Source organism: Pseudomonas savastanoi, from assembly GCF_020917325.1.
In the GTDB taxonomy this organism is placed as follows: Bacteria; Pseudomonadota; Gammaproteobacteria; order Pseudomonadales; family Pseudomonadaceae; genus Aquipseudomonas; species Aquipseudomonas amygdali.
Map to the genome: position 1 here is coordinate 1,285,481 of NZ_CP076652.1, position 20,488 is coordinate 1,305,968.

Consider the following 20,488-nt stretch of genomic DNA (forward strand, 5'->3'; position numbering starts at 1 on the left):
AGATGCGTCGGTAAGGTTCGGACGTTGCGTCGGTGCTCGCTCAGGGATCAGAGCCCTTGGGCGACCACCGTACGTGCGGCCTCGATCAGGCATTTGGTCAACTCGGGTGACGAGAACTTGGTCAGCACAGCGTTGGCCCCGGCGATCTGCGACTTCTCGCTGTTCATCGCGCTGTCGAGCGAGGTGTGCAAGAGGATATACAGATCGCTGAAGTCGGGCGTGTCGCGCAGAGTCCGGGTAAGCGCGTAGCCATCCATTTCCGACATCTCGATGTCGGACACCACCACGTTGATCTGCCGATCAGTACCTTGAAGATCCAGCAGAACGTCGATGGCTTCCTTGGCACTGCGCGCCGTGTGGCATTCGATGCCCAGATTGCGCAAGGTGATGATCGACTGCTGCAGGGCAACCTGGCTGTCATCGACGACCAGAATCCGCGCCTTGCCGAGCATTTCGGCATCCTCTTTGGCCAGCTCCGTCGACTGCACGACGATCTGCGCCGGAGCAATACCGTGAATCACTTTTTCGATATCCAGAACCTGTACCAGCACGCCATCGACCTGAGTGACCCCGGTGATGAACGATTTGCTGCTCGACCCGTAGGGTGGCGGACGGATATCGGTGGTCAGGCAGTGCACAATCTTGCTCACAGCCTGAACGTGCAGGCCCTGTTTGGAGCGGCTGACATCGGTAACGATCAGGCAGCCACCATCGGGATCGGCCAAAGGGCGCTCACCGATTGCACGACTCAGGTCAATGACCGACAGTGATGAGCCGCGCAACGTGGCGATACCTTTGACGTGCGGGTGCGATTCGGGAAGATGGGTCAGGGGAGGGCAGGGAATGATCTCACTGACCTTGAGCAGGTTGATCGCCATCAGCTTGCCGCTGCGCAACGTGAAGAGGAGCAGCGACAGTGAATCTGCTCGGACGTTATTGGACATATGAACCTTCTGGCTGTAGGTGTTTCGTCGCCTGGAAGCGGCAAACAACTTTCTATGACAGGTTATCGACCTGCGACGGGCAGGCTTGAGGATTTTTAACCGACAGCCGAGCGCGCCGTTCGCTTGCCATTGGAAGTCGCTGCACCAGACCGCGGCCGGCCCGACAAACTGACTGCCCACGTCCCGATAGTGGCAGTCTGGCTTCGGTTGCGTCAAACCGGAGGAGGGCGGCAGATTGTCGCTCCCTGCATTCCGACAACCTGCGTCGCGGGTTCGCACGCAGTAGTGCTTTGCCAGAAAGGCACCCTGCGACAAAATACCGCAGCTATATATAGAAGAAGAGCTGCGACAAACTGACGCACCCTTCTATATATAGAAGGGCATTGCATCCGGCTCCCGCAAAAACGTCCTGTTGGTCGTGGATCTGCTGACACGCAGACCATCCGGCGGGCAAATGCGTCCGTATGGCTGGCGAGCGCTTGAGTTGCCGAATCAGACAGATGATCATCGCGCACGCTTCGGTGCGACCGGGCCGTACACTCCTGTTTCAGGCTTCGCCCATACGTAGCAGGGCGTTGACCAACCACCTCATCAGTTCAGTAAGGTATGTGAATGAGCGACAACACGTTGTACCTGAGACGCGAAAAGCGCTTTCTGGTTTTGCTGGGGATTATCTGCCTGGCCTTGATCGGCGGTGCCCTGTACATGCAGATCGTGCTGGGTGAGGCGCCTTGCCCGCTGTGCATCCTGCAGCGCTACGCACTGCTGTTCATCGCGATTTTTGCATTCATCGGCGCTGCAATGTCCGGACGTCGCGGCGTTACGGTGTGTGAAACGCTGGTCACCCTCAGCGCACTGGGCGGAATTGCCGCGGCCGGTCGGCATGTATGGATCCTCGCCCATCCGTCCGACAGCTGCGGTATCGACGTGCTGCAACCGATCGTTGATGGCCTGCCATTGGCTACACTGTTCCCTACAGGGTTTCAGGTCAGCGGCTTCTGCACGACGCCATATCCGCCGGTTCTCGGATTGTCACTCGCGCAATGGGCGCTGACGGCGTTTGTCCTGACCGCAGTTCTGGTACCGGCGTGCATCATTCGCAATCGCCGCAAACCTTACTAACTACAGGGGCTTTCGCAAAAAATGCCCCGTGAATACGGGGCTTTTTTCGAGTGAAATGAGGCGATTGCAGGACGATTGTTACGAATATAGAGAATAACTGTTACAAAATTAGGCATAGTCATTAAAAATTTACGTATCTACAATCCCCGTCACTTGTCGTTCAGCTTGGCCGAACGATCAGCATTTTGAGGCTTGGAGCGTCCCCTGTGCACTCTGAACAGGCAGCGCAACGCTTGCCTCTGAGGGCGTATAATGGCCGCGTCGAAAGCGTCTGCCCGAAGTTTTGGGCAGTTCCAGCAACTCAAAAAACAAGAATCCATAGCTAAACCCGGACTTGTCGATACGCCGCTGTGCGTACTGGCGGCCCTTGTTCAATTCAAAAAAATTAGCCGGCACTGGCAGGGCGAAGTGTTGGCGGTCGAAACCCAACTGCACCGCGCAAGCTGCTTTTAGAGGTCGTGAAATGAGTAAAAAAAGGTACCCCAGGTTTTTTGGCTTCTTGGCCCTTTTCTGTATGCTTTTGCTCAGTGGATGCGATGGCGTACCTCTGCTCGATCCAAAAGGGCAGGTGGGTATCGAGCAGCGGAACCTGATCGTAATCGCAACGTTGCTGATGCTGATTGTCGTGATCCCGGTCATCCTGATGACCCTGATCTTCGCCTGGAAGTATCGCGCGTCGAACAAGGCCGCCAAGTACACGCCGGACTGGTCTCACTCCACCAAGATCGAAATCGCAGTCTGGGGCGTACCCATGCTGCTGCTGGTCTTTCTGGGGTACATCACTTACGTTTCGACTCACTCGCTGGACCCTTACCGTCCGCTTGATTCGGACGTCAAGCCGGTCACCATCCAGGCGATCTCGGTCGACTGGAAGTGGGTATTCGTCTATCCGGACTACGGCATCGCCACGGTCAACAAGATCGTGTTCCCTGCCAAGACTCCGATCAACTTCCAGGTGACCTCGGACAGCGTGATGAACTCGTTCTTCATCCCGGGTCTGGGTGGTCAGATCTACGCGATGGCGGGCATGCACACCAAGCTGCACCTGATTGCCAACGAAAATCACGAATTCAACGGTATCTCGGCCAACTACAGTGGCGCAGGCTTTACCGGTATGAAGTTCAAGGCTATCGCCACCAGCCAGGCCGATTTCGACAGCTGGGTCAGCGAAGTCAAGAGCTCACCTAAAAAGCTTGGCACGGCCGAATACGCCGAGTTGATCAAGCCGAGCGAACGCAACCCTGTCGAACTCTTTTCCTCGGTCACCCCGAACCTGTTCCAGATCGTCATCGACAAGTATGAAGGTATGAATCCAGGCAAGAAGGTTGTTGCTGGTGAGAAGGAAGTGGCCGGTGACGCTGGTGCGGAAAAAGGCAAAAATTCAGCTGCTGGGGCAGAGGAGTAAACGATGTTTGGCAAATTAAGTCTGGAAGCGGTGCCGTTCCACGAGCCCATAGTCATGGTGACACTTGCCATGATCGCGCTCGGCGGCATTGCGGTTGTCGGGTTGATCACCTATTTCCGCAAGTGGACGTACTTGTGGTCTGAATGGCTGACCTCTGTCGACCACAAGAAAATCGGCGTGATGTACATCGTCGTTGCCATGGTCATGCTGCTGCGCGGTTTTGCCGACGCCATCATGATGCGTACCCAACTGGCGATGGCCCAGAACGGTTCCGAAGGGTTCCTTCCGCCTGAACACTATGACCAGATCTTCACCGCTCACGGTGTGATCATGATCATCTTCATGGCGATGCCGTTCTTCACGGGTCTGATGAACATCGTTCTGCCTCTGCAGATCGGCGCTCGCGACGTGGCGTTCCCGTTCCTGAACTCCCTGAGCTTCTGGCTGCTGGTCGCAGGTATGCTGCTGATCAACATCTCCCTGGGTGTCGGTGAATTCGCCAAGACCGGCTGGGTCGCGTATCCACCTCTTTCCGGGTTGCAATACAGTCCTGGCGTAGGGGTTGACTACTACATCTGGGCGCTACAGTTATCCGGGTTAGGTACGACGCTGACGGGGGTCAACTTCCTCGTGACCGTTCTGAAGATGCGTACCCCTGGCATGAAACTGATGGACATGCCGATCTTCACCTGGACCTGCACCTGGGCAAACATCCTGATCGTGGCTTCTTTCCCGATCCTGACCGCTACCCTGGCGTTCCTGACCCTTGACCGCTACCTGGACTTCCACATTTTCACGAACGAAATGGGCGGTAACCCCATGATGTACGTGAACCTGTTCTGGGCGTGGGGTCACCCTGAGGTGTACATCCTGATCCTGCCGGCCTTCGGCGTGTTCTCGGAAGTCATCTCCACGTTCTCCGGCAAGCGTCTGTTCGGCCACAAGTCGATGATCTTCGCCTCTGGTGCGATCTGTATCCTGGGCTTCATGGTCTGGCTGCACCACTTCTTCACGATGGGTGCGGGTGCCAACGTCAACGCCTTCTTCGGCCTGGCGACGATGCTTATCGCGATCCCGACGGGTGTGAAGCTGTTCAACTGGCTGTTCACCATGTATCAGGGCCGTCTGCGCTTCACTCCGCCGGTACTCTGGACCCTGGGTTTCATGGTCACCTTCTCGATAGGCGGCATGACCGGCGTTCTGCTGGCGATCCCTGGTGCTGACTTCGTGCTGCACAACAGCCTGTTCGTGATCGCTCACTTCCACAACGTCATCATCGGCGGTGCGGTATTCGGTTACATCGCCGGCTTCGCGTTCTGGTTCCCTAAAGCGTTCGGCTTCACCCTGAACGAGAAGTGGGGCAAGGCAGCGTTCTGGTTCTGGATCGTCGGCTTCTTCGTCGCGTTCATGCCGCTTTACGCGCTGGGCTTCCTGGGCATGACCCGTCGTCTGAACGCTACCGACATGCCAGAGTGGAACATCTACCTGGACGTCGCGCTGTTCGGTGCTGTGCTGATCGCGATGGGTATCGCTTCGCAGCTGATCCAGCTGTTCGTGAGTATCCGTGACCGCGACAACAACCGCGATCTGACCGGTGACCCATGGAATGGCCATACCCTGGAATGGTCCACTTCTTCGCCACCGCCGTTCTACAACTTTGCCGAACTGCCAAAAGCTGACGACATCGACGCGTTCACCGACGCCAAACGTGCCGGTACCGCTTATAAGGTCCCTGCTCGCTACTCGGCGATTCACATGCCTAACAACACGGCGACCGGCCTGTACATGGGTATGTTGCTGACGGTCTTCGGCTTCGCATTCATCTGGCACATCTGGTGGCTGGTAGGCGCAAGCCTGGTGGCGACCATTGCAGTCTTCGTTGCTCACGCTGTCCGTGACGACCAGGGCTATATGGTGCCGGCTGAAGATGTAGCGCGTATTGAAGGTGAGCATCACAAGGTCCTGGCGGCCAACGGTGCATACACTCCTGTCAAGTCCTCGCTGGAACAGGTTTAAACAATGTCAAATATTGCAATCAACTCCGGAGCCCACGATCACGGTCACGACCATGATCATGGGCATGACGATCACCACGACAGCGGTGGCATGACGGTCTACGGCTTCTGGCTGTACCTGATGACTGACTGCGTGTTGTTCGCCTCGTTCTTCGCGGTCTACGCCGTGATGGTCAACAGTGTCGCGGGTGGCCCGTCGGGCCAGGACATCTTCCTGCTGCCATTCGTGGCTGTGGAAACCGCGTTCCTGCTGGTCAGTAGTATCACCTACGGCTTCGCCATGCTGGCGTTGTACAAGGGCAAGAAAAGCCAGGTTCTTGGCTGGCTGGCCCTGACCTTCCTGTGTGGTGCTGCGTTTATCGGTATGGAAATCTATGAATTCCATCACCTGATCCACGAAGGCTACGGTCCGAGCCGCAGCGGCTTCCTGTCAGCGTTCTTCGCGCTGGTAGGCCTGCACGGTGCTCACGTGACCAGCGGTCTGATCTGGATGGCGATCATGATGTTCCAGGTCCAGAAAAAGGGCCTGACCAACACCAACAAGACGCGCCTGAGCTGCCTCAGCCTGTTCTGGCACTTCCTGGACGTTGTCTGGATCGGCGTGTTCACCGTTGTCTATCTGATGGGAGCTTTGTAATGTCAAATTCGCATCACTCCGCTGAAGACAATAGTCACGGCTCGGTGAAGTCGTACATCATCGGTTTCGTACTGTCGGTCATCCTGACCGCCATTCCGTTTGCCCTGGTGATGTCGCCGTCGCTGCCGAAGGACATGACGATTGCAATCGTTCTGGTCTTCGCGATCATCCAGATCCTGGTGCACCTGCATTACTTCCTGCACCTGGATTTCACGAGCGTGCAGCGCAACAACGTGATGGCCTTCGCCTTTACCACGATGGTTATCGTCCTGCTGGTTGGCCTGTCGCTGTGGATCATTTTCAGCGTCCACCGCGAAATGATGGCGCATTGAGGAATACCAGATGTCACTGAAGCACTTTATCCAAATCACCAAGCCGGGGATCATTTTCGGTAACGTGCTTTCGGTGGCAGGTGGCTTTTTTCTGGCTTCCAAGGGAAATATCGACTTCGGCGTGTTCCTCGCTGCTGTAATCGGTACTTCCCTGGTCGTTGCGTCTGGTTGCGTGTTCAATAACTGCATCGATCGCGATATCGATCAGCGTATGGAAAGGACCCGTAACCGGGTCCTGGTGCAGGGCCTGGTTTCATTGAAACTGGCGCTGCTCTACGCAACCATACTCGGCGTTGCGGGCGTTGCCCTGCTGTACACCGAGGCCAACCCGTTGGCTGCCTTGTTTGCGGTCATCGGGTTTGTGATCTATGTCGGCCTTTACAGCCTGTACCTGAAACGCAGATCGGTTCACGGCACGCTGGTGGGCAGTCTCTCGGGGGCCATGCCTCCAGTGATCGGCTACTGCGCAGTGACCAACAGCTTCGACTTTGCGGCCCTGACGCTACTGGTGATGTTCAGCCTGTGGCAGATGCCGCATTCGTATGCGATCGCCATCTTCCGTTTCAATGACTATCGTGCGGCGAAAATTCCGGTACTGCCGGTCAAGCGCGGCATTCTGGTCACCAAGCGCCACATCATGCTCTACATCCTGGCGTTCCTCGTGGCGACCCTGATGTTGACCGTAGGTGGTTATGCGGGCCTCAACTACCTGGCTGTTGCAGCAGGCATGGGCATGTACTGGTTGTATATGGCCTGGAAGGGTTACAAAGCCGTTGACGATACTGTCTGGGCTCGCAAGCTGTTCGTGTTTTCTATCTTCACCATCACTGCCTTGAGCGTGATGATGTCGGTGGACTTTCAGGTGACAAAAGAATTGTTGGTGACCTACGCCTTCTGATTTTCACCTGATGCACAAACCGAAACCCCGTTCTGCGAAGAACGGGGTTTTTTTTCGGATGCGATCTACACTTGATGAATGACAGCAAACGGCAGCAGATTCCTGGCGGCTGGATACGCCTGTTTACACGGCGTTTGTGACCTGCTGTAGAAAATCAGGATCGCTTGCCGCATGATGTGCCGTTTTCAAGCGACCTGTTATAGATATCCGGTTTCCGAGCCCGTCAGGGCCGATAATGATTATGGCTATTACCCCATGATGCCCTCAGAAAGTCAGAGCCTCACGCCTCAACCCCTGGTTTCGATCGTCGCCCCTTGCTATAACGCCGAGCGCTTCCTTGAAGCTGCCCTTCAGAGCATCTTTGCTCAGGACTACGGTAATTTTGAAGTCATCATCGTTGACGATGGTTCGACCGACAACAGCATCGCGATGCTTGAGTCATTGCAGGCGCGTTACCCGTTCCAGCTCTATCGCCAAGCCAATCAGGGCGTCAGCGCTGCGCTCAATCATGGTCTGCGCTACGCAAAGGGCGTCTATCTTTCCACACCCGACCTCGATGACATCATGCTTCCTTCATCGGTGCGCATTCGTGCCGATTATCTGGACAAGCATCCCGAGGCAGGCTGCGTAGGCGCACTGATCAGCTACATGGACTGCGACGGCAACACGATCAAATGCCAATCGCGCGACTATGTCGAACGGCTGACATTCGACGACGTGTTGCGCGGTGCGGTCGTTGTCGGGGCACCGGTGGCGCTGTATCGGATGCAGGCCATGCGCGACGCGAACGGCTACGACCCGGAGATAAAGGTTCAGGATTTCCAGGCCACGCTGAGAATTGCCCGCCTGGGCTATGAAATGCATGTGATTCCCGAAATCGTGACACGCTATCGACGTCACCCCAACAACCTTTCACGCAAGTACAAGGTGCTGCTTGAGGCTGATCTCAAAAGTATCGAGCCCTACCGTGAGCATCCCGAATATCAGAGTGGCCGCACTCAAGTTGTCAACAAGGCATTGAAATACGCCGCGGTCGCGGATAAGCGATACGCCTGGAGTCTTTTGCGTACCATCCCCTGGAAATATTTCAATGGAACGACCTGGCGACGCTGCAAGCGTTTGCTGCTGAGCTATCGGTAAGCATCATCGTCGTTGGTCAACTCACTGAGCATACAGAGCGCCCATGTTTGGGCCTGGGTCAGAAATGCCATGTCGGTTTGCATTTATTTCGAGCCTCATGGCCCGAATGATCTGGCAGAATAAGGCATTGGCCTGACTCGACCAGGCAGTCGCTAAAATGATAGAGGGCGTTATGAGTCAAGAAAGCATCAACTGGGACACTCTGGGTTTTGATTACATCAAGACTGACAAGCGCTACCTTTCTCATTGGCGCGACGGTGCCTGGGATCAGGGCTCACTGACCGAGGACAACACGCTGCATATCAGCGAGGGTTCGACCGCGCTGCATTACGGTCAGCAGTGCTTCGAAGGTCTCAAGGCCTATCGCTGCAAGGATGGCTCGATCAATCTTTTCCGTCCCGATCAGAACGCGCAGCGCATGCAGCGCAGTTGTTCTCGCCTGTTGATGCCTCATGTACCGACTGATGTGTTCATCGAGGCCTGCAAGCAGGTCGTCAAGGCCAACGAACGTTTCATCCCGCCATACGGTTCAGGCGGCGCGTTGTATCTGCGCCCGTTCGTGATTGGTGTGGGTGACAACATCGGCGTGCGTACGGCCCCGGAGTTCATCTTTTCGATCTTCTGCATCCCGGTGGGCGCCTATTTCAAGGGCGGCCTGAAGCCAAACAATTTCGTGATTTCGGGGTATGACCGCGCTGCGCCCAATGGCACCGGGGCTGCCAAGGTTGGTGGCAACTATGCCGCCAGCCTGATGCCCGGTTCTGAAGCCAAGAAACACAGTTTTGCCGATTGCATCTATCTCGATCCACAGACTCACTCCAGGATCGAGGAAGTGGGTTCGGCGAACTTCTTTGCCATCACCAATGATGATGTGTTCCTTACGCCGAAATCACCGTCGGTGCTGCCGGGCATTACCCGCCTGTCGTTGATCGAACTGGCAAAATCCCGTCTGGGCCTGACGGTCGAGGAGGGCGATGTATTCATCGACCAGCTCGATACCTTCAAGGAAGCGGGCGCTTGCGGTACGGCTGCTGTGATCACCCCGATTGGCGGGATTTCCTACAAGGACAAGCTGCATGTGTTCTACAGCCAGACCGAAGTCGGTCCGGTCACTCAGCGTCTGTACAAGGAATTGACCGGCGTTCAATCCGGTGACATCGAGGCGCCAGCCGGCTGGATCGTCAAGGTCTGATAGCTCGACCTGTATCGTTCCAGTGCCATGCGCTGGAACGATCGCTGGCCGCATGTTCAAGGTGCAGCGGCTTTCCCTTCCTCTACCAGGTCTTTCGCTGGGCCCAGCACAATCGCCAGATGCCGCAAGTCATCGACTTCCAGGCCATAACGCTTGCCCGATGGACTTTGCGTGACCGTTCCCAGTGCATATACCGTGAAGAACTTCACGTCATCCGCGTGGCTTAATAACTCACTGATATAGCGGCTTGAACGGTAGGCCTGCATTTGCGCGGGCGATACGTAAAGCGTCACCAGTTTGCCGTCGATACGGTCAAAAAACCTGAACTTGAAGCCCAGTCCGTAACGTTGCTCAATCAACCCGCCACCAAATAGCACACGGCCGTTGTCACCCGTTTGCGCGTATTTGATATGGCGAAAATACCCGCGTAGCGACACTTCGCCCTGACCGGGAATTCTCAGTTTCAACAGCTTGAAATCGTCCAGTGACAACTCGGCCTTGGCCTGTCGATAGCTGTCTACCAGTCGCTCCAGGTTGTTGGTGCGGGTTTCGCTGTAGCGGGCGGCCTTGGGTGACGCCGGTTCGGTCAAAGGCTGGCTGACGACGGGCTGCAGATTGCCTGCACCGGCTTTTTCTTCCCCGGACTTCTCTTTGGCGGGTGCTTTGAGCGTCGGGTCGAATATGTCGATGTAGTCATCCAGCTTGCGCTTGGCCTGGCGCAGACGCGTCTGAGCATCTGTTTCTTCGACATGAACGTCCGGCTTTTCGTCTGCGCTCTCATCCACCCACTCACACTCCGGATGGTGATCGTAGTGCGGGTTGGCACGGAAGTGCGCAGCAACGAAGGTCGGGTTGTCCTGTGGTTTCACGTCATAGCGAACCCCGGTCACCTTTGCCCCCATTGCCCTGCAAGCCTCATTCGAGCAGAGAAACTCGAAGCGTTTGCGTGGCGGCTCCTGAGAGAAGTATTCGCGTCGGGCAGCAGCGATTGACAGCTCTTGCTGCAACTCGACACAGAATGCGCGTGTGATAGGTTTGCCGGGCTTCATGCTCGTTGACTGCCTTCCTGTATAGAGTTGTTGCAACACGCTATTTCACCCGGACACGCCTTGCAACTATCGCTGCGCAGGAAGTTGAATACGATTCCCGTCGAATCCTCCTGAGACTTACTCCGAGGGCACTGCCAGCCATTCCCCGAGTGCCTGCTGATACTCGCCAGTGGCCTTGCTCAGGTGCAGCCATTGGTCAACGTAGCTTTTCCAGGTCACATCATCGCGGGGCAACAGGTAGGCCTTTTCGCCGTATTGCATGTACGCGGTCGGGTTGACTGCACACAAGCCTGGCATACGTTTCTGCTGGTAAAGCGCTTCGGAGGCATCCGTGATCATCACGTCAGCCTTCTTGTCCAGCAGTTCCTGGAAGATGGTCTTGTTGTCGTGAAATGCCAAAGATGCCTTCGGCAGATGAGCGCGCGCGAAGACTTCATTGGTGCCGCCAGCAGGTTCTATCAAGCGCACCGAGGGTTGATTGATCTGCTCGACCGTCTGGTACAGGGCCTTGTCTTCACAGCGCACCAGAGGAATCTTGCCATCCACATCCAGCGTATTGCTGAAGAAGGCTTTTTTCTGCCGTTCCAGGCTGACCGAGATGCCGCCCATGCCTATGTCGCATTTGCCGGCGACCATGTCCGGCATCAGGTTCTTCCAGGTGGTAGGCACCCACTGCACGTTAACTCCCAGACTCTTTGCCAGCGAGCGTGCCATGGTGATATCGATGCCTTCGTATTCACCGTCTTCGCGCAGCAGGGTATAGGGCTTGTAATCGCCAGTGGTGCAGACTGCCAACTGGCCGGTTTGCAGAACCTTGTCCAGATGCGAGGTGGATTCCTGAGCCTGAGCCATGCCTGTCATGCCCAGCAGCAGGGCGGTGAATGCGCTGTATTTAAGGTTCATCATGAGTCTGAGTGCTCTCAGCCGTGCAGTCGGTTTTGTTGGAGTCGACAGATTGCTTCATTTGTCAGGCCGATGTGAAGCTGTAATGAAAGCATGAAGTCAAATGTGCGTGCACAAATCAGGGGTTGAACATTTCGTAAAAAAGCGTAATGTTATGCCCCATGATTCTTGAGCAAATCAAAGCGGTCGGCAATGACACTCGCATGTTGATCATGGAGTGGCTGAAAAACCCGCAAGCCCATTTCCCCCCACAGGACCACGGTGATCCGGCGATAGGCGTGTGCGTCTCGCATATTCAGGCCAAGGCCAGTCTGTCGGCTTCCACCGCGTCTGCGCACCTGGCGATCCTGCAACGCGCCGGGCTGGTTCAGGCGACAAGGATCGGAAAATGGACTTATTTTCGCCGCGACGAGCAAGCCATCGACCGGTTCGCCGATAGGCTCAAGAAAGAACTATGACCCTTTAGCGTTACTTACACATTTCGTCATTTTGCGTAATGTTGAATTGATAGGAGATTGACCATGAGCAATACAACCATCTACGTGCAGGCTGGCGGCGGCTACGATCAGGTCAGCGTTGGCGAAAGCGAAGTGCTGGCACCGAAAGCCGGTGAGATCACTGTGCGTCTGCACGCAAATTCGCTCAACTATCACGACTTCGCAGTCGTCACCGGCATGTGGGCACCGACTGAAAAACGCATTCCCATGGCCGATGGCGCAGGCGTAGTAACCGCAGTAGGCGAGGGCGTCAGCGAGTTCGCTGTCGGCGACTCTGTTGTCAGCACGTTCTTCCCTGAGTGGATCAGCGGCGAGCCGCTGGTTGAAGGTTTCGTCACTGTGCCGGGCGACGGCGTCGACGGTTATGCCCGCGAGCAGGTGACTGCCCGTGCCACCTCATTTACCCACGCACCACTGGGTTATACCCATGCCGAAGCGTCCACGCTGACCACCGCAGGCCTGACCGCGTGGCGCGCGCTGATGGTCGATGACGCGTTGAAAGCCGGTGATACCGTTCTGGTGCAAGGCACTGGCGGCGTGTCGATCTTTGCGCTGCAGTTCGCCAAAATGGTCGGTGCGACCGTTATCGCGACGTCGTCGAGTGATGAAAAGCTGGAGCGTCTGCAAGCCATGGGCGCTGACCATCTGATCAACTACCGCAAGGACAGCAACTGGGGCGAGACCGCCCGCAAGCTGACTGGCGGCCGTGGTGTTGATCACATCATCGACGTGGGCGGCCCTTCGACATTGCAGCACTCCATGACAGCCGCACGGGTCGCTGGGCATATCTCGGTCATCGGCATTCTGAGCGGTGTCGCCGGTCAGCTGGAATTCGTCCCGGCACTGGTCAAGCAACTGCGCATGCAGGGTGTATTGGTGGGCAGCCGCACCCAGCAGCAGGACATGATTCGCGCCATTGATGCCAATGGCATGCGTCCGGTCATGGATCGCTCCTTCCCGATGACCGACATTGTCGAGGCGTTCCGTTATCAGGAAACCAATCAGCACTTCGGCAAGATCTGCCTGGATATCTGAGTGATGCCCCTGCGCCGATAGCTGAGCGCAAGTCAAAATCGCTGGTCTGCCAACGTTCGTGATGGCAGGCCAGTCGAGACGTTTTGCATAACTTTCCCCGGTCATCTTTTTGCATCAAGTGCGCTGGTCTGTGGTCACACCCTCTGTGACATCAAGGACGTTGCGTGGCACGCTGCCCGCCGCGACGTTCAATCCGATTACCAGATCAGGGACGCATTGAAATCATGAAACCTCATCTTTGGCTAGGCCTGCTTGGCGTTTTCTCCCTCAGTGTCCAGGCTGCATCGCTGGACGTTCCCATCAATCTGGTCAGCGCTGACGGCGCGCCCAAGCCTGTTGGCAACGTGACGGTGAGCGAAACACAGTATGGCTTGCTGTTTACCCCGAATCTGAAAGACCTGCCTGCGGGCATTCACGGTTTTCACGTACATGAAAACGGCAGCTGCGAAGCTGGTACGAAGGACGGCAAGAAGGTCGCCGCGCTGGCCGCAGGCGGTCACTTTGACCCGGCCAAAACCGGCAAGCATCTGGGGCCTTACGCTGATGGCCATCTAGGCGATCTGCCTGCGTTGTACGTTAACGCCGACGGCACCGCCAACTATCCGGTACTGGCGCCACGGCTGACGAAAATCTCGGAAATCAAAGGCCATGCGCTGATGGTTCATGCGGGCGGCGATAACCATTCTGACCACCCTGCACCCTTGGGCGGTGGCGGTGATCGTGCGGCCTGTGGCGTGATCTGATGCGTCGTGCCTGTGTCCGGTTCGGGTGCAGGCACCCCCTGAATATTTTCGCGCCCGATCAGCATCACCAATGTTACAAATGGCCGTCAGTGCGTTCCTGAGAGTCAGGCGCGCCATAGGGGGCGCAAGTGCTTATCTATCATCCAGTGAGGCTGCCCGGGCTGAATGCAGACGCCGCCAACCCAGCGCGCTTGATGGCAGTAGTCTGGCCAATAGGCCTTTGCGGCCAATACTTGCTGTCCCAACGGCGTTAGCTTTAGCGAGCGGCGAAGCCATTCAAGTCGGCTGTCTGATTCGATCATTAGCGCAGTCGGAGAATCAATCAAGGGACGCATCATCGCGTGAAACATCATGTCGCCCAGAAACGGTAAAGGCTCGCGCTTGTCCGTCAGCTCAGCAAACACTTGGCCGAAGGTCATTGCCCCGGCTTCGCTGATGCACTGCAACGACAGGCGCTCGGTGAGTGACAGGCCGTCATCGACGCCTGGTAATTCCTGTAGCTGACGTAACAGGGCCGGGGCAAGGCAGGGCAATGATGGTTGCGGGGTGTGGGCCAGTTCGGCAAGGGCAACCGGCGAGGCGTTGCAGTAAGCCGCCCATGCCTGGCGGGCCAGATGCAGCATTTCCTCAGTCACCGCCTTGCGCTGCGGCCACAGCCAGGCAAGCAGGTCGGGCGCCAGTTGGCCAATGCCGATGAAGCGCTGGACGCCGGGAATCTGGCTCACCTGGATAATTTCAAGCCTGGCAGGCAATTGCTCAAGGGCTGCCAGCGTCCTGATCAGGAAGAGCTGGTCGTAGGCATCTGCCTCGCACCACAGCACGCTGTGATCGGCACTGCTCATCTGCTGCAGATCGGTGTATTCATCATCAAACCGGCGTGCGACATCGGTAAGGCTCAGCCCGAATGCCTGGCTGATGTAGTGGCTGCGCGCTGCCTGATATGCCTTTTCAGGCACAGCCTGAACCGGACCCATGCACAAAGGGTCTGTCAGCATCTTGAAAGAGCCTTTGAAGCCCGCGAGTTTGAGAGTGTGGGCAATGTCGCTGCCGCATCGCCAATGCACGGTTCGCGCTTCGTCGCTTGCTTCGAAGTCCGGATTCCGTGCTGCGAAGTCGACTGCATCGACATGCGCCTTTAGCCTGGGCCAGCTGCTGAAGCCCAATTGCCTCGCGATCAGCCATTGGGCATCCGATAAGGTCGGCGTCGTCTTGTCGAGCAGGATGAGCTGATCAGATGCAGTGCCGTCTTTCATTCGCAGCAGAAGCTCTTTGGCACGCTTGCGCTGCTGTTCGAGGTTGATACGGCCGTGATGGGACGAGGGCTTATTATTGCCGGGCATACGATCTCCTTGCAAAAAACCTTGTCCGCTTGAAGGTCGGGAGTCGTAGTGACGGAATATCGAATCAGAATCCTGGGCGCAGCCCTTTCCGCGGTAGGTGGCGTAGATGGCGCCACGCCGGAATATAGGTAATCGGATGGGGGATTGCAACTCCGTCAGGTCGTACTGATCACGTGTGTTTCAAGGCACATTGATCATTCGAGCCCTTTAAGGCATTGCCTCATTTCAAAGCGGGGATTCTCGCATCATTGCTCATGGTGTAAGTTTGAAATCTTACTGATCAAGTGGTCAGAATTTTTGCGTGCTGTACCTGCCAAGGAATGCCCTGAACAATGAACCTGTCACTCAAGCAACTGGCCGCAACCGCGTTGATAATGGCCAGCCTTTCGTCCTTCACCAGCGTGGCGAATGCCAACGTCACTGCACAACAGAGCACGATCATTCTCAAGACTTTCAATGAGAAATCGGTCACGGATTTCAGGCAGTTTCTGAAAAGTCTGTCCAGCACTGATGTTGTCAAAGCTGCTGATTTTGGCCCGGCCATCAACGCCTTTCTCGACAACAAAACACTTTCCGACGCGCAACAGAACGACATTAATCGCCTGCTCGGTCTGTATACCCGGTTGAAGTATGGCAATGCGGCAACCGACACATTGCGTGAGCTGGTCGCCATTCCAACCGCCCGTGTTGACGGCGTTGCCCAGCATGAAAACCCGGAGTTCATCAAGATCGCCAACGCGATCAAAGGCCTTGCCGAACGCTTCGATCTGAAATTTCGCAACGTCGATAACCGCGTTTATGAAGTTTCGCTCGACGGGGCGGGCGATGAAGTCGTGGGCATTCACGTCCATGCCGATGTTGTACCGGTCACGCCGGAAAACTGGGTGTTGCCGGACGGCACGCGGCTCGATCCGTTCAAGGTTACATTGATTGGTGATCGCCTTTATGGGCGTGGCACCGAAGACGATAAGAATGGCATCGTCGTGGCGCTCTATGCCATGAAAGTCATCAAGGAAGAAAAGCTGCCGCTGGCCAGAAACTTCAAGTTGCTGATCGATACAACTGAAGAAACCACGGGTGACGCCATCCCCTACTATTTTGAACGCAACCCCACGCCTGGTTACAACCTGGCGCTGGATGGCAGCTACCCGGTTGTCATCGCGGAAAAAGGTTATGGGACGGTCATGGCCAGTTTTGCCCGGCGCAACGCCGACGGCGAGGGTGCTGAAATCGTGTCGATGACCGGAGGTGCGGCCACCAATCAGATTCCATCGAAATCGGTCGCTACTCTGTTAACCGACAAGCCTGCGCAACTGGCTGCCAGCCTGCAACAGGCCGGTGCGGATTACGTGAAAAGCAATGGCGGCAATTTCGCGGTCGATGCCAGCGTCGACGGCAATGACGTCAAGCTGACAGTGACGGGTGTTTCCGCGCACTCATCGGCGCCCCAGTCTGGAGTCAACCCGGTTGCGAGGATGCTTGACTTCATCAATAGCCTTCAAGGCAAGGTCGCGCTCAAACATAACCAGATTACTGACGCTGCTCGCTATGCAGCCGACAACTGGGGCCTTGATTATCTGGGCAACAAGTTGGGCGTTGGTTTCTCCGACGAGTTCATGGGGCCGCTGACCGCTTCTCTTACCTATGTCGCGATGGATGAAACAGCGTTCAAACTTGCGGTCAACTTGCGCGTGCCCAAGGGCAGGTCTACGGAAGAGCTTAAATCCGAAATCTCCGAAAAACTTGCAGCGTGGAGCGTGAAAACCGGCATCAAGCCTGCATTCGACTATTCCATTGCCAAGCCGATGTACCGCAATCCAGAGGGCGAATGGGTCAGGGCGCTGCTTGCAGTTGCCAGCGAAAATCTCGGTATGGAACATGCGTTCGGCACCTCGGCTGGCGCGACGTCGGTACATGAACTGCCCAATGGCGTGCAGTTCGGTCTGGCGAGGCCCGAAGTCAAATATACCGGCCACACGGACAACGAGTTCAAGACGACCGGACAGTTTTTGCTGGACCTGCAGATCGTTACCGAAATGATGGCGCGCATCGGTCAGTTACCGAAACTCTGATGTAACTTCCGGGCCTGCCAGGGCAGGTCCGGTTTCGATGAGTGACTGTTTGATCGCGCGTTATCATGCGACTGGCCTCTTGATTGGTAGTGGCACAGCGACGTTGTCTTTCCACCCAGTGTTCTCGCGAACAAGGATTTACCCATGAAAACGCTCTTCGCATTTGCACTGACCTTTGCTGCCGTTTGCGCTGCAAGCACTAGCGTCAATGCGGCGGTACTGTCTGTACCCGCAAACTCTCAACAAAGCACCACCAGCAACGGCAAGCTTCAGCCCCCCGTCAAGTACGCCACTGTCTGGGCCGACGAGGCAGGGGCCACCCATGTCGAGCATTGTCGTATCGAGGGGCTGGAATTCAAAAGTTACGCGCCACCCGCCGAGCCTCAGTGGATCGGAGTTTCGCCCGACGAAGTAGAAAGTATTGCCTACGCGGTACTGCCGCCGGGTTACGTCGGCAGTTGGCACCATGCGCCGGGCCCTCAGTGGGTGATCACCCTACAGGGTCAGTGGTCGGTGGAAACCACTGATGGCACGGTATTGGTTCAGGGCCCCGGGGAAATGCAGTTCAATGCCGACAGCAGCTCCAAAGCAAGGCCTGGCGACAACAGGGTCGGGCATCTGACTCGTACCGTGGGTGATCAGCCCAACGTTCAGCTCATCGTGAAACTCAAACCGGATGCTGCTGCCAAACGTTCTTCTGGCCGGTGTGCCTACTGATCAATTGGGGCGAAATGCATGAATCGAATCTTCCGTCATCCAGGCAGGAAAACCACTTCGCTCGTGTTGGCGGGCGCGCTTCTCGCTGCAGGCGCAGTGATGGCTTCAGACGCTTCGCCCGTCACGGTGGTTGCCAGTAATCCCCGGTTTGCTGCACTCATCCAGCCCGACGCGCAGGCACAAGTGCTTACCGCCGATGCGCAGTGGGCGGAAGGTCCTTTGTGTTTGCCAGACGGTCAGTTGATCTGGAGTGATGTGAAGGCGAACAAGGTCATGAGCTGGAAAGAGCATGACGGCGTGACTGTACGGCTGGACCCTGCCCATTATCAGAACGGGCATGCTCTGGATGCCGAAGGCCGAGTCATCGCCGCATCCCATGGCGAACGCGCAATAGTGCGACAGGAAGCGGATGGTCAATGGCGCACAGTGGTCGACAGGTACGAAGGCAAGCGTTTGAACAGCCCGAATGATGTCGTGGTCGATAAGCGTGGCGGTATCTGGTTCAGTGATCCAACCTTCGGCGTGTTGAACAAGGCTGAAAGTTATGGCGGCAAACCGGAGCAGGACGGCGAGTATGTATACCGCTACGATCCGGAACAAAACCAACTGGTGAGGTTGAATACCCCGGGACTTCATTCGCCGAACGGTCTGGCGTTTTCACCCGATCAACGCTTGCTGTATGTCGCGGACTCGCAACTGGCGCATGATTTCAAGAATCCGAAACTGGCACACAGCATCCGGGTGTATCAGGTGCGCGACGGGGCGCTGAGTAACGGCAAGGTGTTTGCCGAGATTGCCCCCGGCATCCCTGACGGGCTCAAGGTCGACGCGCAGGGCAACGTCTGGAGCAGCAGCAAAGAGGGTATTCAGGTGTTCTCTGCCAGCGGCGAGTTGCTGGGGAAAATAAAGGTCACGGCGAAAGACACCGGCAATCTTGCATTCTGTTCTACCGGGTCACAGCACTGGGTTTACATCACCGCTGCCAACAAGGTGCTGAGAATACCCGCTCTTGTTGGCGGCAGTCGTCCGTAAAGCGTCCGTCACCATGAAATACCGATAGCGTCGTGCGCTATTCCTGACGACTCCGCTCGCAGACAATCTCAATAAATCGCGTCGTCTGCGTGTGCGATGTCGACGCGGTTGCGGCCCAGGCGCTTGGCTTGATAGAGCGCTTTGTCTGCGCGCTGGATCAGGCTTGCTGCTGTTTCTCCGGGGCTGAGTTGCGCAACCCCCAGAGAGATAGTCACTGAGCCTGTATCCGGTATCAACAGACTCTCAACGCCCTTTCGAATGCGGTCGGCCAACTCCGCGGCATGATTCAATGAGCTATCGGGCACCAGTATCAGAAACTCTTCTCCTCCCCATCGGGCCGCGACATCCTGCAGGCGGATCCGTTGTTTGAGGATGACGGCAACGCTGGTCAATACCCTGTCGCCAGCGGGATGGCCGTATCGGTCATTGATTGATTTGAAGTGATCGATGTCGCCAATGATAAGGCTGAATGGCCTGCCCGATATCCGTGCGGTATCGATAAGCCGCTCAAGGGTGTGTTCCGCCGCCCTTCGGTTATTCAGCCCTGTCAGCGGGTCGCTGTGAGCAATCTCCAACAACTTTTGTTCACGGCCCAGCCGAGTGGTTACATCCTGGCTGATGCTGACGTAATGCGTGATGGTTCCCTCCAGGTTACACAGCGGGGAAATGCTGTGTTCTGCATAGAACAGAGAGCCATCCTTGCGCTTGTTGATGAAGGTCGTACGAAAGGGCGTACCACTGGCCAGCGCTTCATTGAATTGCGCATAAAACATCTCATCATGTTTACCAGAGCTGAGCACTCGCGGGTTTTCGCCGATGATTTCCGGCGCGCTGTAACCGGTGATGTTCTGAAAAGCCTCATTGGCAAAAACGATAGTGGCGTTGCAATCGGTAATCATGATCGGATCAAGCGCGGCGTTCAGCGCCTGAGCCAGCAAATGCTGTTCGCGCTCCGCCCGAATGCGCGGGCTGATGTTTTGCTGCACCGATACAAAGTTGCAAACCGCCCCCGCATCGTCGCGCACCGGGGAAATTTTCCACTCGACGACATAGGGGCTTCCGTCCGCGCGGTAATTGACTGTCGACCCTTCGAAAAAGAGGCTCTCGCTCAGGCACTGGCGCATACGCTCGATCACCTGACGATCGGTGTCGGGTCCTTGCAGGATCCTTGGCGAACGGCCTATCAATGCCTCTGCTGCGTAGCCGGTCATCGCGCAGAATGCCGGATTGACATACACAATGAACGGGCCGCCATTGGTCAGATTGGCATCGGTGATCAAAACGGCATTGAATGACTGCTCGACAACTGCTTCAAGCAAGGCCAGGCGCTGGCTGGATGAGGTCATCTGATGTCCTGTCGAGTGATCTGTTAAATTGATCGCGGCTCTGATCAGATAATGGGTGACGCAATGCCG

The 20,488-nt window shown here is 56.4% G+C and carries 20 protein-coding genes; 15 read left to right on the forward strand and 5 right to left on the reverse strand.

Annotation, left to right across the window (positions count from 1 at the left end; genetic code table 11):
* Positions 1 to 47: 47 nt before the first annotated feature.
* Positions 48 to 944, reverse strand: a complete 897-nt coding sequence (locus KP808_RS05680; RefSeq protein ID WP_058401701.1) for a chemotaxis protein — start codon at positions 942 to 944, stop codon at positions 48 to 50.
* Between the two features lie 612 nt (positions 945 to 1,556).
* Here KP808_RS05680 and KP808_RS05685 point away from each other — a divergent pair.
* The 9 genes from KP808_RS05685 (at position 1,557) to KP808_RS05725 (ending at position 9,685) form a co-directional block, all read left to right on the forward strand.
* Positions 1,557 to 2,066, forward strand: coding sequence for a disulfide bond formation protein B (locus tag KP808_RS05685; protein WP_058401703.1), 510 nt, complete (start codon positions 1,557 to 1,559; stop codon positions 2,064 to 2,066).
* Positions 2,067 to 2,318: 252 nt separating this feature from the next.
* Positions 2,319 to 2,519, forward strand: coding sequence for a hypothetical protein (locus KP808_RS05690; protein WP_003314077.1), 201 nt, complete (start codon positions 2,319 to 2,321; stop codon positions 2,517 to 2,519).
* Positions 2,520 to 2,529: 10 nt separating this feature from the next.
* Positions 2,530 to 3,471 carry a ubiquinol oxidase subunit II gene (gene cyoA, locus KP808_RS05695; RefSeq protein WP_003433560.1) on the forward strand — a complete coding sequence of 314 codons (942 nt, stop codon included), beginning with the start codon at positions 2,530 to 2,532 and terminating at the stop codon, positions 3,469 to 3,471.
* Positions 3,472 to 3,474: 3 nt separating this feature from the next.
* Positions 3,475 to 5,487 carry a cytochrome o ubiquinol oxidase subunit I gene (gene cyoB / locus KP808_RS05700; RefSeq protein ID WP_058401704.1) on the forward strand — a complete coding sequence of 671 codons (2,013 nt, stop codon included), beginning with the start codon at positions 3,475 to 3,477 and terminating at the stop codon, positions 5,485 to 5,487.
* Between the two features lie 3 nt (positions 5,488 to 5,490).
* On the forward strand, positions 5,491 to 6,123 hold the full coding sequence (locus KP808_RS05705) for a cytochrome o ubiquinol oxidase subunit III (RefSeq protein WP_002552344.1): 633 nt from the start codon (positions 5,491 to 5,493) through the stop codon (positions 6,121 to 6,123).
* Positions 6,123 to 6,455, forward strand: a complete 333-nt coding sequence (gene cyoD, locus KP808_RS05710) for a cytochrome o ubiquinol oxidase subunit IV (protein WP_024643949.1) — start codon at positions 6,123 to 6,125, stop codon at positions 6,453 to 6,455. Before KP808_RS05705 ends, cyoD begins: the two co-directional genes overlap by 1 nt.
* 10 nt (positions 6,456 to 6,465) lie before the next feature.
* Positions 6,466 to 7,353 carry a heme o synthase gene (gene cyoE, locus KP808_RS05715; protein WP_002552346.1) on the forward strand — a complete coding sequence of 296 codons (888 nt, stop codon included), beginning with the start codon at positions 6,466 to 6,468 and terminating at the stop codon, positions 7,351 to 7,353.
* A gap of 255 nt (positions 7,354 to 7,608) precedes the next feature.
* Positions 7,609 to 8,493: a glycosyltransferase family 2 protein gene (locus KP808_RS05720; RefSeq protein WP_230017695.1), complete on the forward strand. Its 885-nt coding sequence runs from the start codon at positions 7,609 to 7,611 to the stop codon at positions 8,491 to 8,493.
* Positions 8,494 to 8,665: 172 nt separating this feature from the next.
* Positions 8,666 to 9,685 (forward strand): branched-chain amino acid aminotransferase, encoded by a 1,020-nt coding sequence (locus tag KP808_RS05725; protein WP_058408976.1) that lies wholly within the window; start codon positions 8,666 to 8,668, stop codon positions 9,683 to 9,685.
* A 56-nt stretch (positions 9,686 to 9,741) separates the two neighbouring features.
* Here KP808_RS05725 and KP808_RS05730 read toward each other — a convergent pair whose 3' ends face one another.
* Positions 9,742 to 10,734 (reverse strand): ATPase, encoded by a 993-nt coding sequence (locus KP808_RS05730; RefSeq protein WP_230017697.1) that lies wholly within the window; start codon positions 10,732 to 10,734, stop codon positions 9,742 to 9,744.
* A gap of 117 nt (positions 10,735 to 10,851) precedes the next feature.
* Positions 10,852 to 11,640 (reverse strand): transporter substrate-binding domain-containing protein, encoded by a 789-nt coding sequence (locus KP808_RS05735; RefSeq protein WP_230017704.1) that lies wholly within the window; start codon positions 11,638 to 11,640, stop codon positions 10,852 to 10,854.
* Positions 11,641 to 11,786: 146 nt separating this feature from the next.
* On the opposite strand from KP808_RS05735, the gene KP808_RS05740 reads away from it, so the two are divergent.
* The 3 genes from KP808_RS05740 to sodC all read left to right on the forward strand — a co-directional run bounded on the left by KP808_RS05740 (position 11,787) and on the right by sodC (position 13,912).
* On the forward strand, positions 11,787 to 12,095 hold the full coding sequence (locus tag KP808_RS05740; RefSeq protein ID WP_074594616.1) for an ArsR/SmtB family transcription factor: 309 nt from the start codon (positions 11,787 to 11,789) through the stop codon (positions 12,093 to 12,095).
* A 63-nt stretch (positions 12,096 to 12,158) separates the two neighbouring features.
* Positions 12,159 to 13,169 carry a zinc-dependent alcohol dehydrogenase family protein gene (locus tag KP808_RS05745; RefSeq protein ID WP_058401709.1) on the forward strand — a complete coding sequence of 337 codons (1,011 nt, stop codon included), beginning with the start codon at positions 12,159 to 12,161 and terminating at the stop codon, positions 13,167 to 13,169.
* Positions 13,170 to 13,393: 224 nt separating this feature from the next.
* A complete protein-coding gene (gene sodC, locus KP808_RS05750) occupies positions 13,394 to 13,912 on the forward strand; it encodes a superoxide dismutase family protein (RefSeq protein ID WP_230017707.1) in 519 nt (172 codons plus the stop codon).
* Between the two features lie 104 nt (positions 13,913 to 14,016).
* Here sodC and KP808_RS05755 read toward each other — a convergent pair whose 3' ends face one another.
* Positions 14,017 to 15,252, reverse strand: a complete 1,236-nt coding sequence (locus KP808_RS05755; RefSeq protein WP_230017709.1) for a DUF1835 domain-containing protein — start codon at positions 15,250 to 15,252, stop codon at positions 14,017 to 14,019.
* Positions 15,253 to 15,584: 332 nt separating this feature from the next.
* Here KP808_RS05755 and KP808_RS05760 point away from each other — a divergent pair, with 332 nt between their 5' ends.
* The 3 genes from KP808_RS05760 (at position 15,585) to KP808_RS05770 (ending at position 19,073) form a co-directional block, all read left to right on the forward strand.
* Positions 15,585 to 17,324, forward strand: a complete 1,740-nt coding sequence (locus KP808_RS05760) for a dipeptidase (RefSeq protein ID WP_230017711.1) — start codon at positions 15,585 to 15,587, stop codon at positions 17,322 to 17,324.
* Between the two features lie 144 nt (positions 17,325 to 17,468).
* Entirely contained in the window at positions 17,469 to 18,041 is a 573-nt protein-coding gene (locus tag KP808_RS05765) for a cupin domain-containing protein (RefSeq protein ID WP_219171053.1), read from the forward strand.
* Between the two features lie 18 nt (positions 18,042 to 18,059).
* Positions 18,060 to 19,073: an SMP-30/gluconolactonase/LRE family protein gene (locus tag KP808_RS05770; RefSeq protein WP_230017712.1), complete on the forward strand. Its 1,014-nt coding sequence runs from the start codon at positions 18,060 to 18,062 to the stop codon at positions 19,071 to 19,073.
* Positions 19,074 to 19,141: 68 nt separating this feature from the next.
* Here KP808_RS05770 and KP808_RS05775 read toward each other — a convergent pair whose 3' ends face one another.
* Positions 19,142 to 20,419, reverse strand: coding sequence for a sensor domain-containing diguanylate cyclase (locus tag KP808_RS05775; RefSeq protein WP_230017714.1), 1,278 nt, complete (start codon positions 20,417 to 20,419; stop codon positions 19,142 to 19,144).
* Positions 20,420 to 20,488 lie beyond the last annotated feature (69 nt).

What these genes read in the sequence shown, in the direction of transcription:
- KP808_RS05680 (WP_058401701.1), bottom strand. Translation starts at nt 944, where the DNA reads ATGTCCAATAACGTCCGAGCAGATTCACTGTCGCTGCTCCTCTTCACG.
- KP808_RS05685 (WP_058401703.1), top strand. Translation starts at nt 1,557, where the DNA reads ATGAGCGACAACACGTTGTACCTGAGACGCGAAAAGCGCTTTCTGGTT.
- KP808_RS05690 (WP_003314077.1), top strand. Translation starts at nt 2,319, where the DNA reads ATGGCCGCGTCGAAAGCGTCTGCCCGAAGTTTTGGGCAGTTCCAGCAA.
- cyoA (WP_003433560.1), top strand. Translation starts at nt 2,530, where the DNA reads ATGAGTAAAAAAAGGTACCCCAGGTTTTTTGGCTTCTTGGCCCTTTTC.
- cyoB (WP_058401704.1), top strand. Translation starts at nt 3,475, where the DNA reads ATGTTTGGCAAATTAAGTCTGGAAGCGGTGCCGTTCCACGAGCCCATA.
- KP808_RS05705 (WP_002552344.1), top strand. Translation starts at nt 5,491, where the DNA reads ATGTCAAATATTGCAATCAACTCCGGAGCCCACGATCACGGTCACGAC.
- cyoD (WP_024643949.1), top strand. Translation starts at nt 6,123, where the DNA reads ATGTCAAATTCGCATCACTCCGCTGAAGACAATAGTCACGGCTCGGTG.
- cyoE (WP_002552346.1), top strand. Translation starts at nt 6,466, where the DNA reads ATGTCACTGAAGCACTTTATCCAAATCACCAAGCCGGGGATCATTTTC.
- KP808_RS05720 (WP_230017695.1), top strand. Translation starts at nt 7,609, where the DNA reads ATGATGCCCTCAGAAAGTCAGAGCCTCACGCCTCAACCCCTGGTTTCG.
- KP808_RS05725 (WP_058408976.1), top strand. Translation starts at nt 8,666, where the DNA reads ATGAGTCAAGAAAGCATCAACTGGGACACTCTGGGTTTTGATTACATC.
- KP808_RS05730 (WP_230017697.1), bottom strand. Translation starts at nt 10,734, where the DNA reads ATGAAGCCCGGCAAACCTATCACACGCGCATTCTGTGTCGAGTTGCAG.
- KP808_RS05735 (WP_230017704.1), bottom strand. Translation starts at nt 11,640, where the DNA reads ATGATGAACCTTAAATACAGCGCATTCACCGCCCTGCTGCTGGGCATG.
- KP808_RS05740 (WP_074594616.1), top strand. Translation starts at nt 11,787, where the DNA reads ATGTTATGCCCCATGATTCTTGAGCAAATCAAAGCGGTCGGCAATGAC.
- KP808_RS05745 (WP_058401709.1), top strand. Translation starts at nt 12,159, where the DNA reads ATGAGCAATACAACCATCTACGTGCAGGCTGGCGGCGGCTACGATCAG.
- sodC (WP_230017707.1), top strand. Translation starts at nt 13,394, where the DNA reads ATGAAACCTCATCTTTGGCTAGGCCTGCTTGGCGTTTTCTCCCTCAGT.
- KP808_RS05755 (WP_230017709.1), bottom strand. Translation starts at nt 15,252, where the DNA reads ATGCCCGGCAATAATAAGCCCTCGTCCCATCACGGCCGTATCAACCTC.
- KP808_RS05760 (WP_230017711.1), top strand. Translation starts at nt 15,585, where the DNA reads ATGAACCTGTCACTCAAGCAACTGGCCGCAACCGCGTTGATAATGGCC.
- KP808_RS05765 (WP_219171053.1), top strand. Translation starts at nt 17,469, where the DNA reads ATGAAAACGCTCTTCGCATTTGCACTGACCTTTGCTGCCGTTTGCGCT.
- KP808_RS05770 (WP_230017712.1), top strand. Translation starts at nt 18,060, where the DNA reads ATGAATCGAATCTTCCGTCATCCAGGCAGGAAAACCACTTCGCTCGTG.
- KP808_RS05775 (WP_230017714.1), bottom strand. Translation starts at nt 20,419, where the DNA reads ATGACCTCATCCAGCCAGCGCCTGGCCTTGCTTGAAGCAGTTGTCGAG.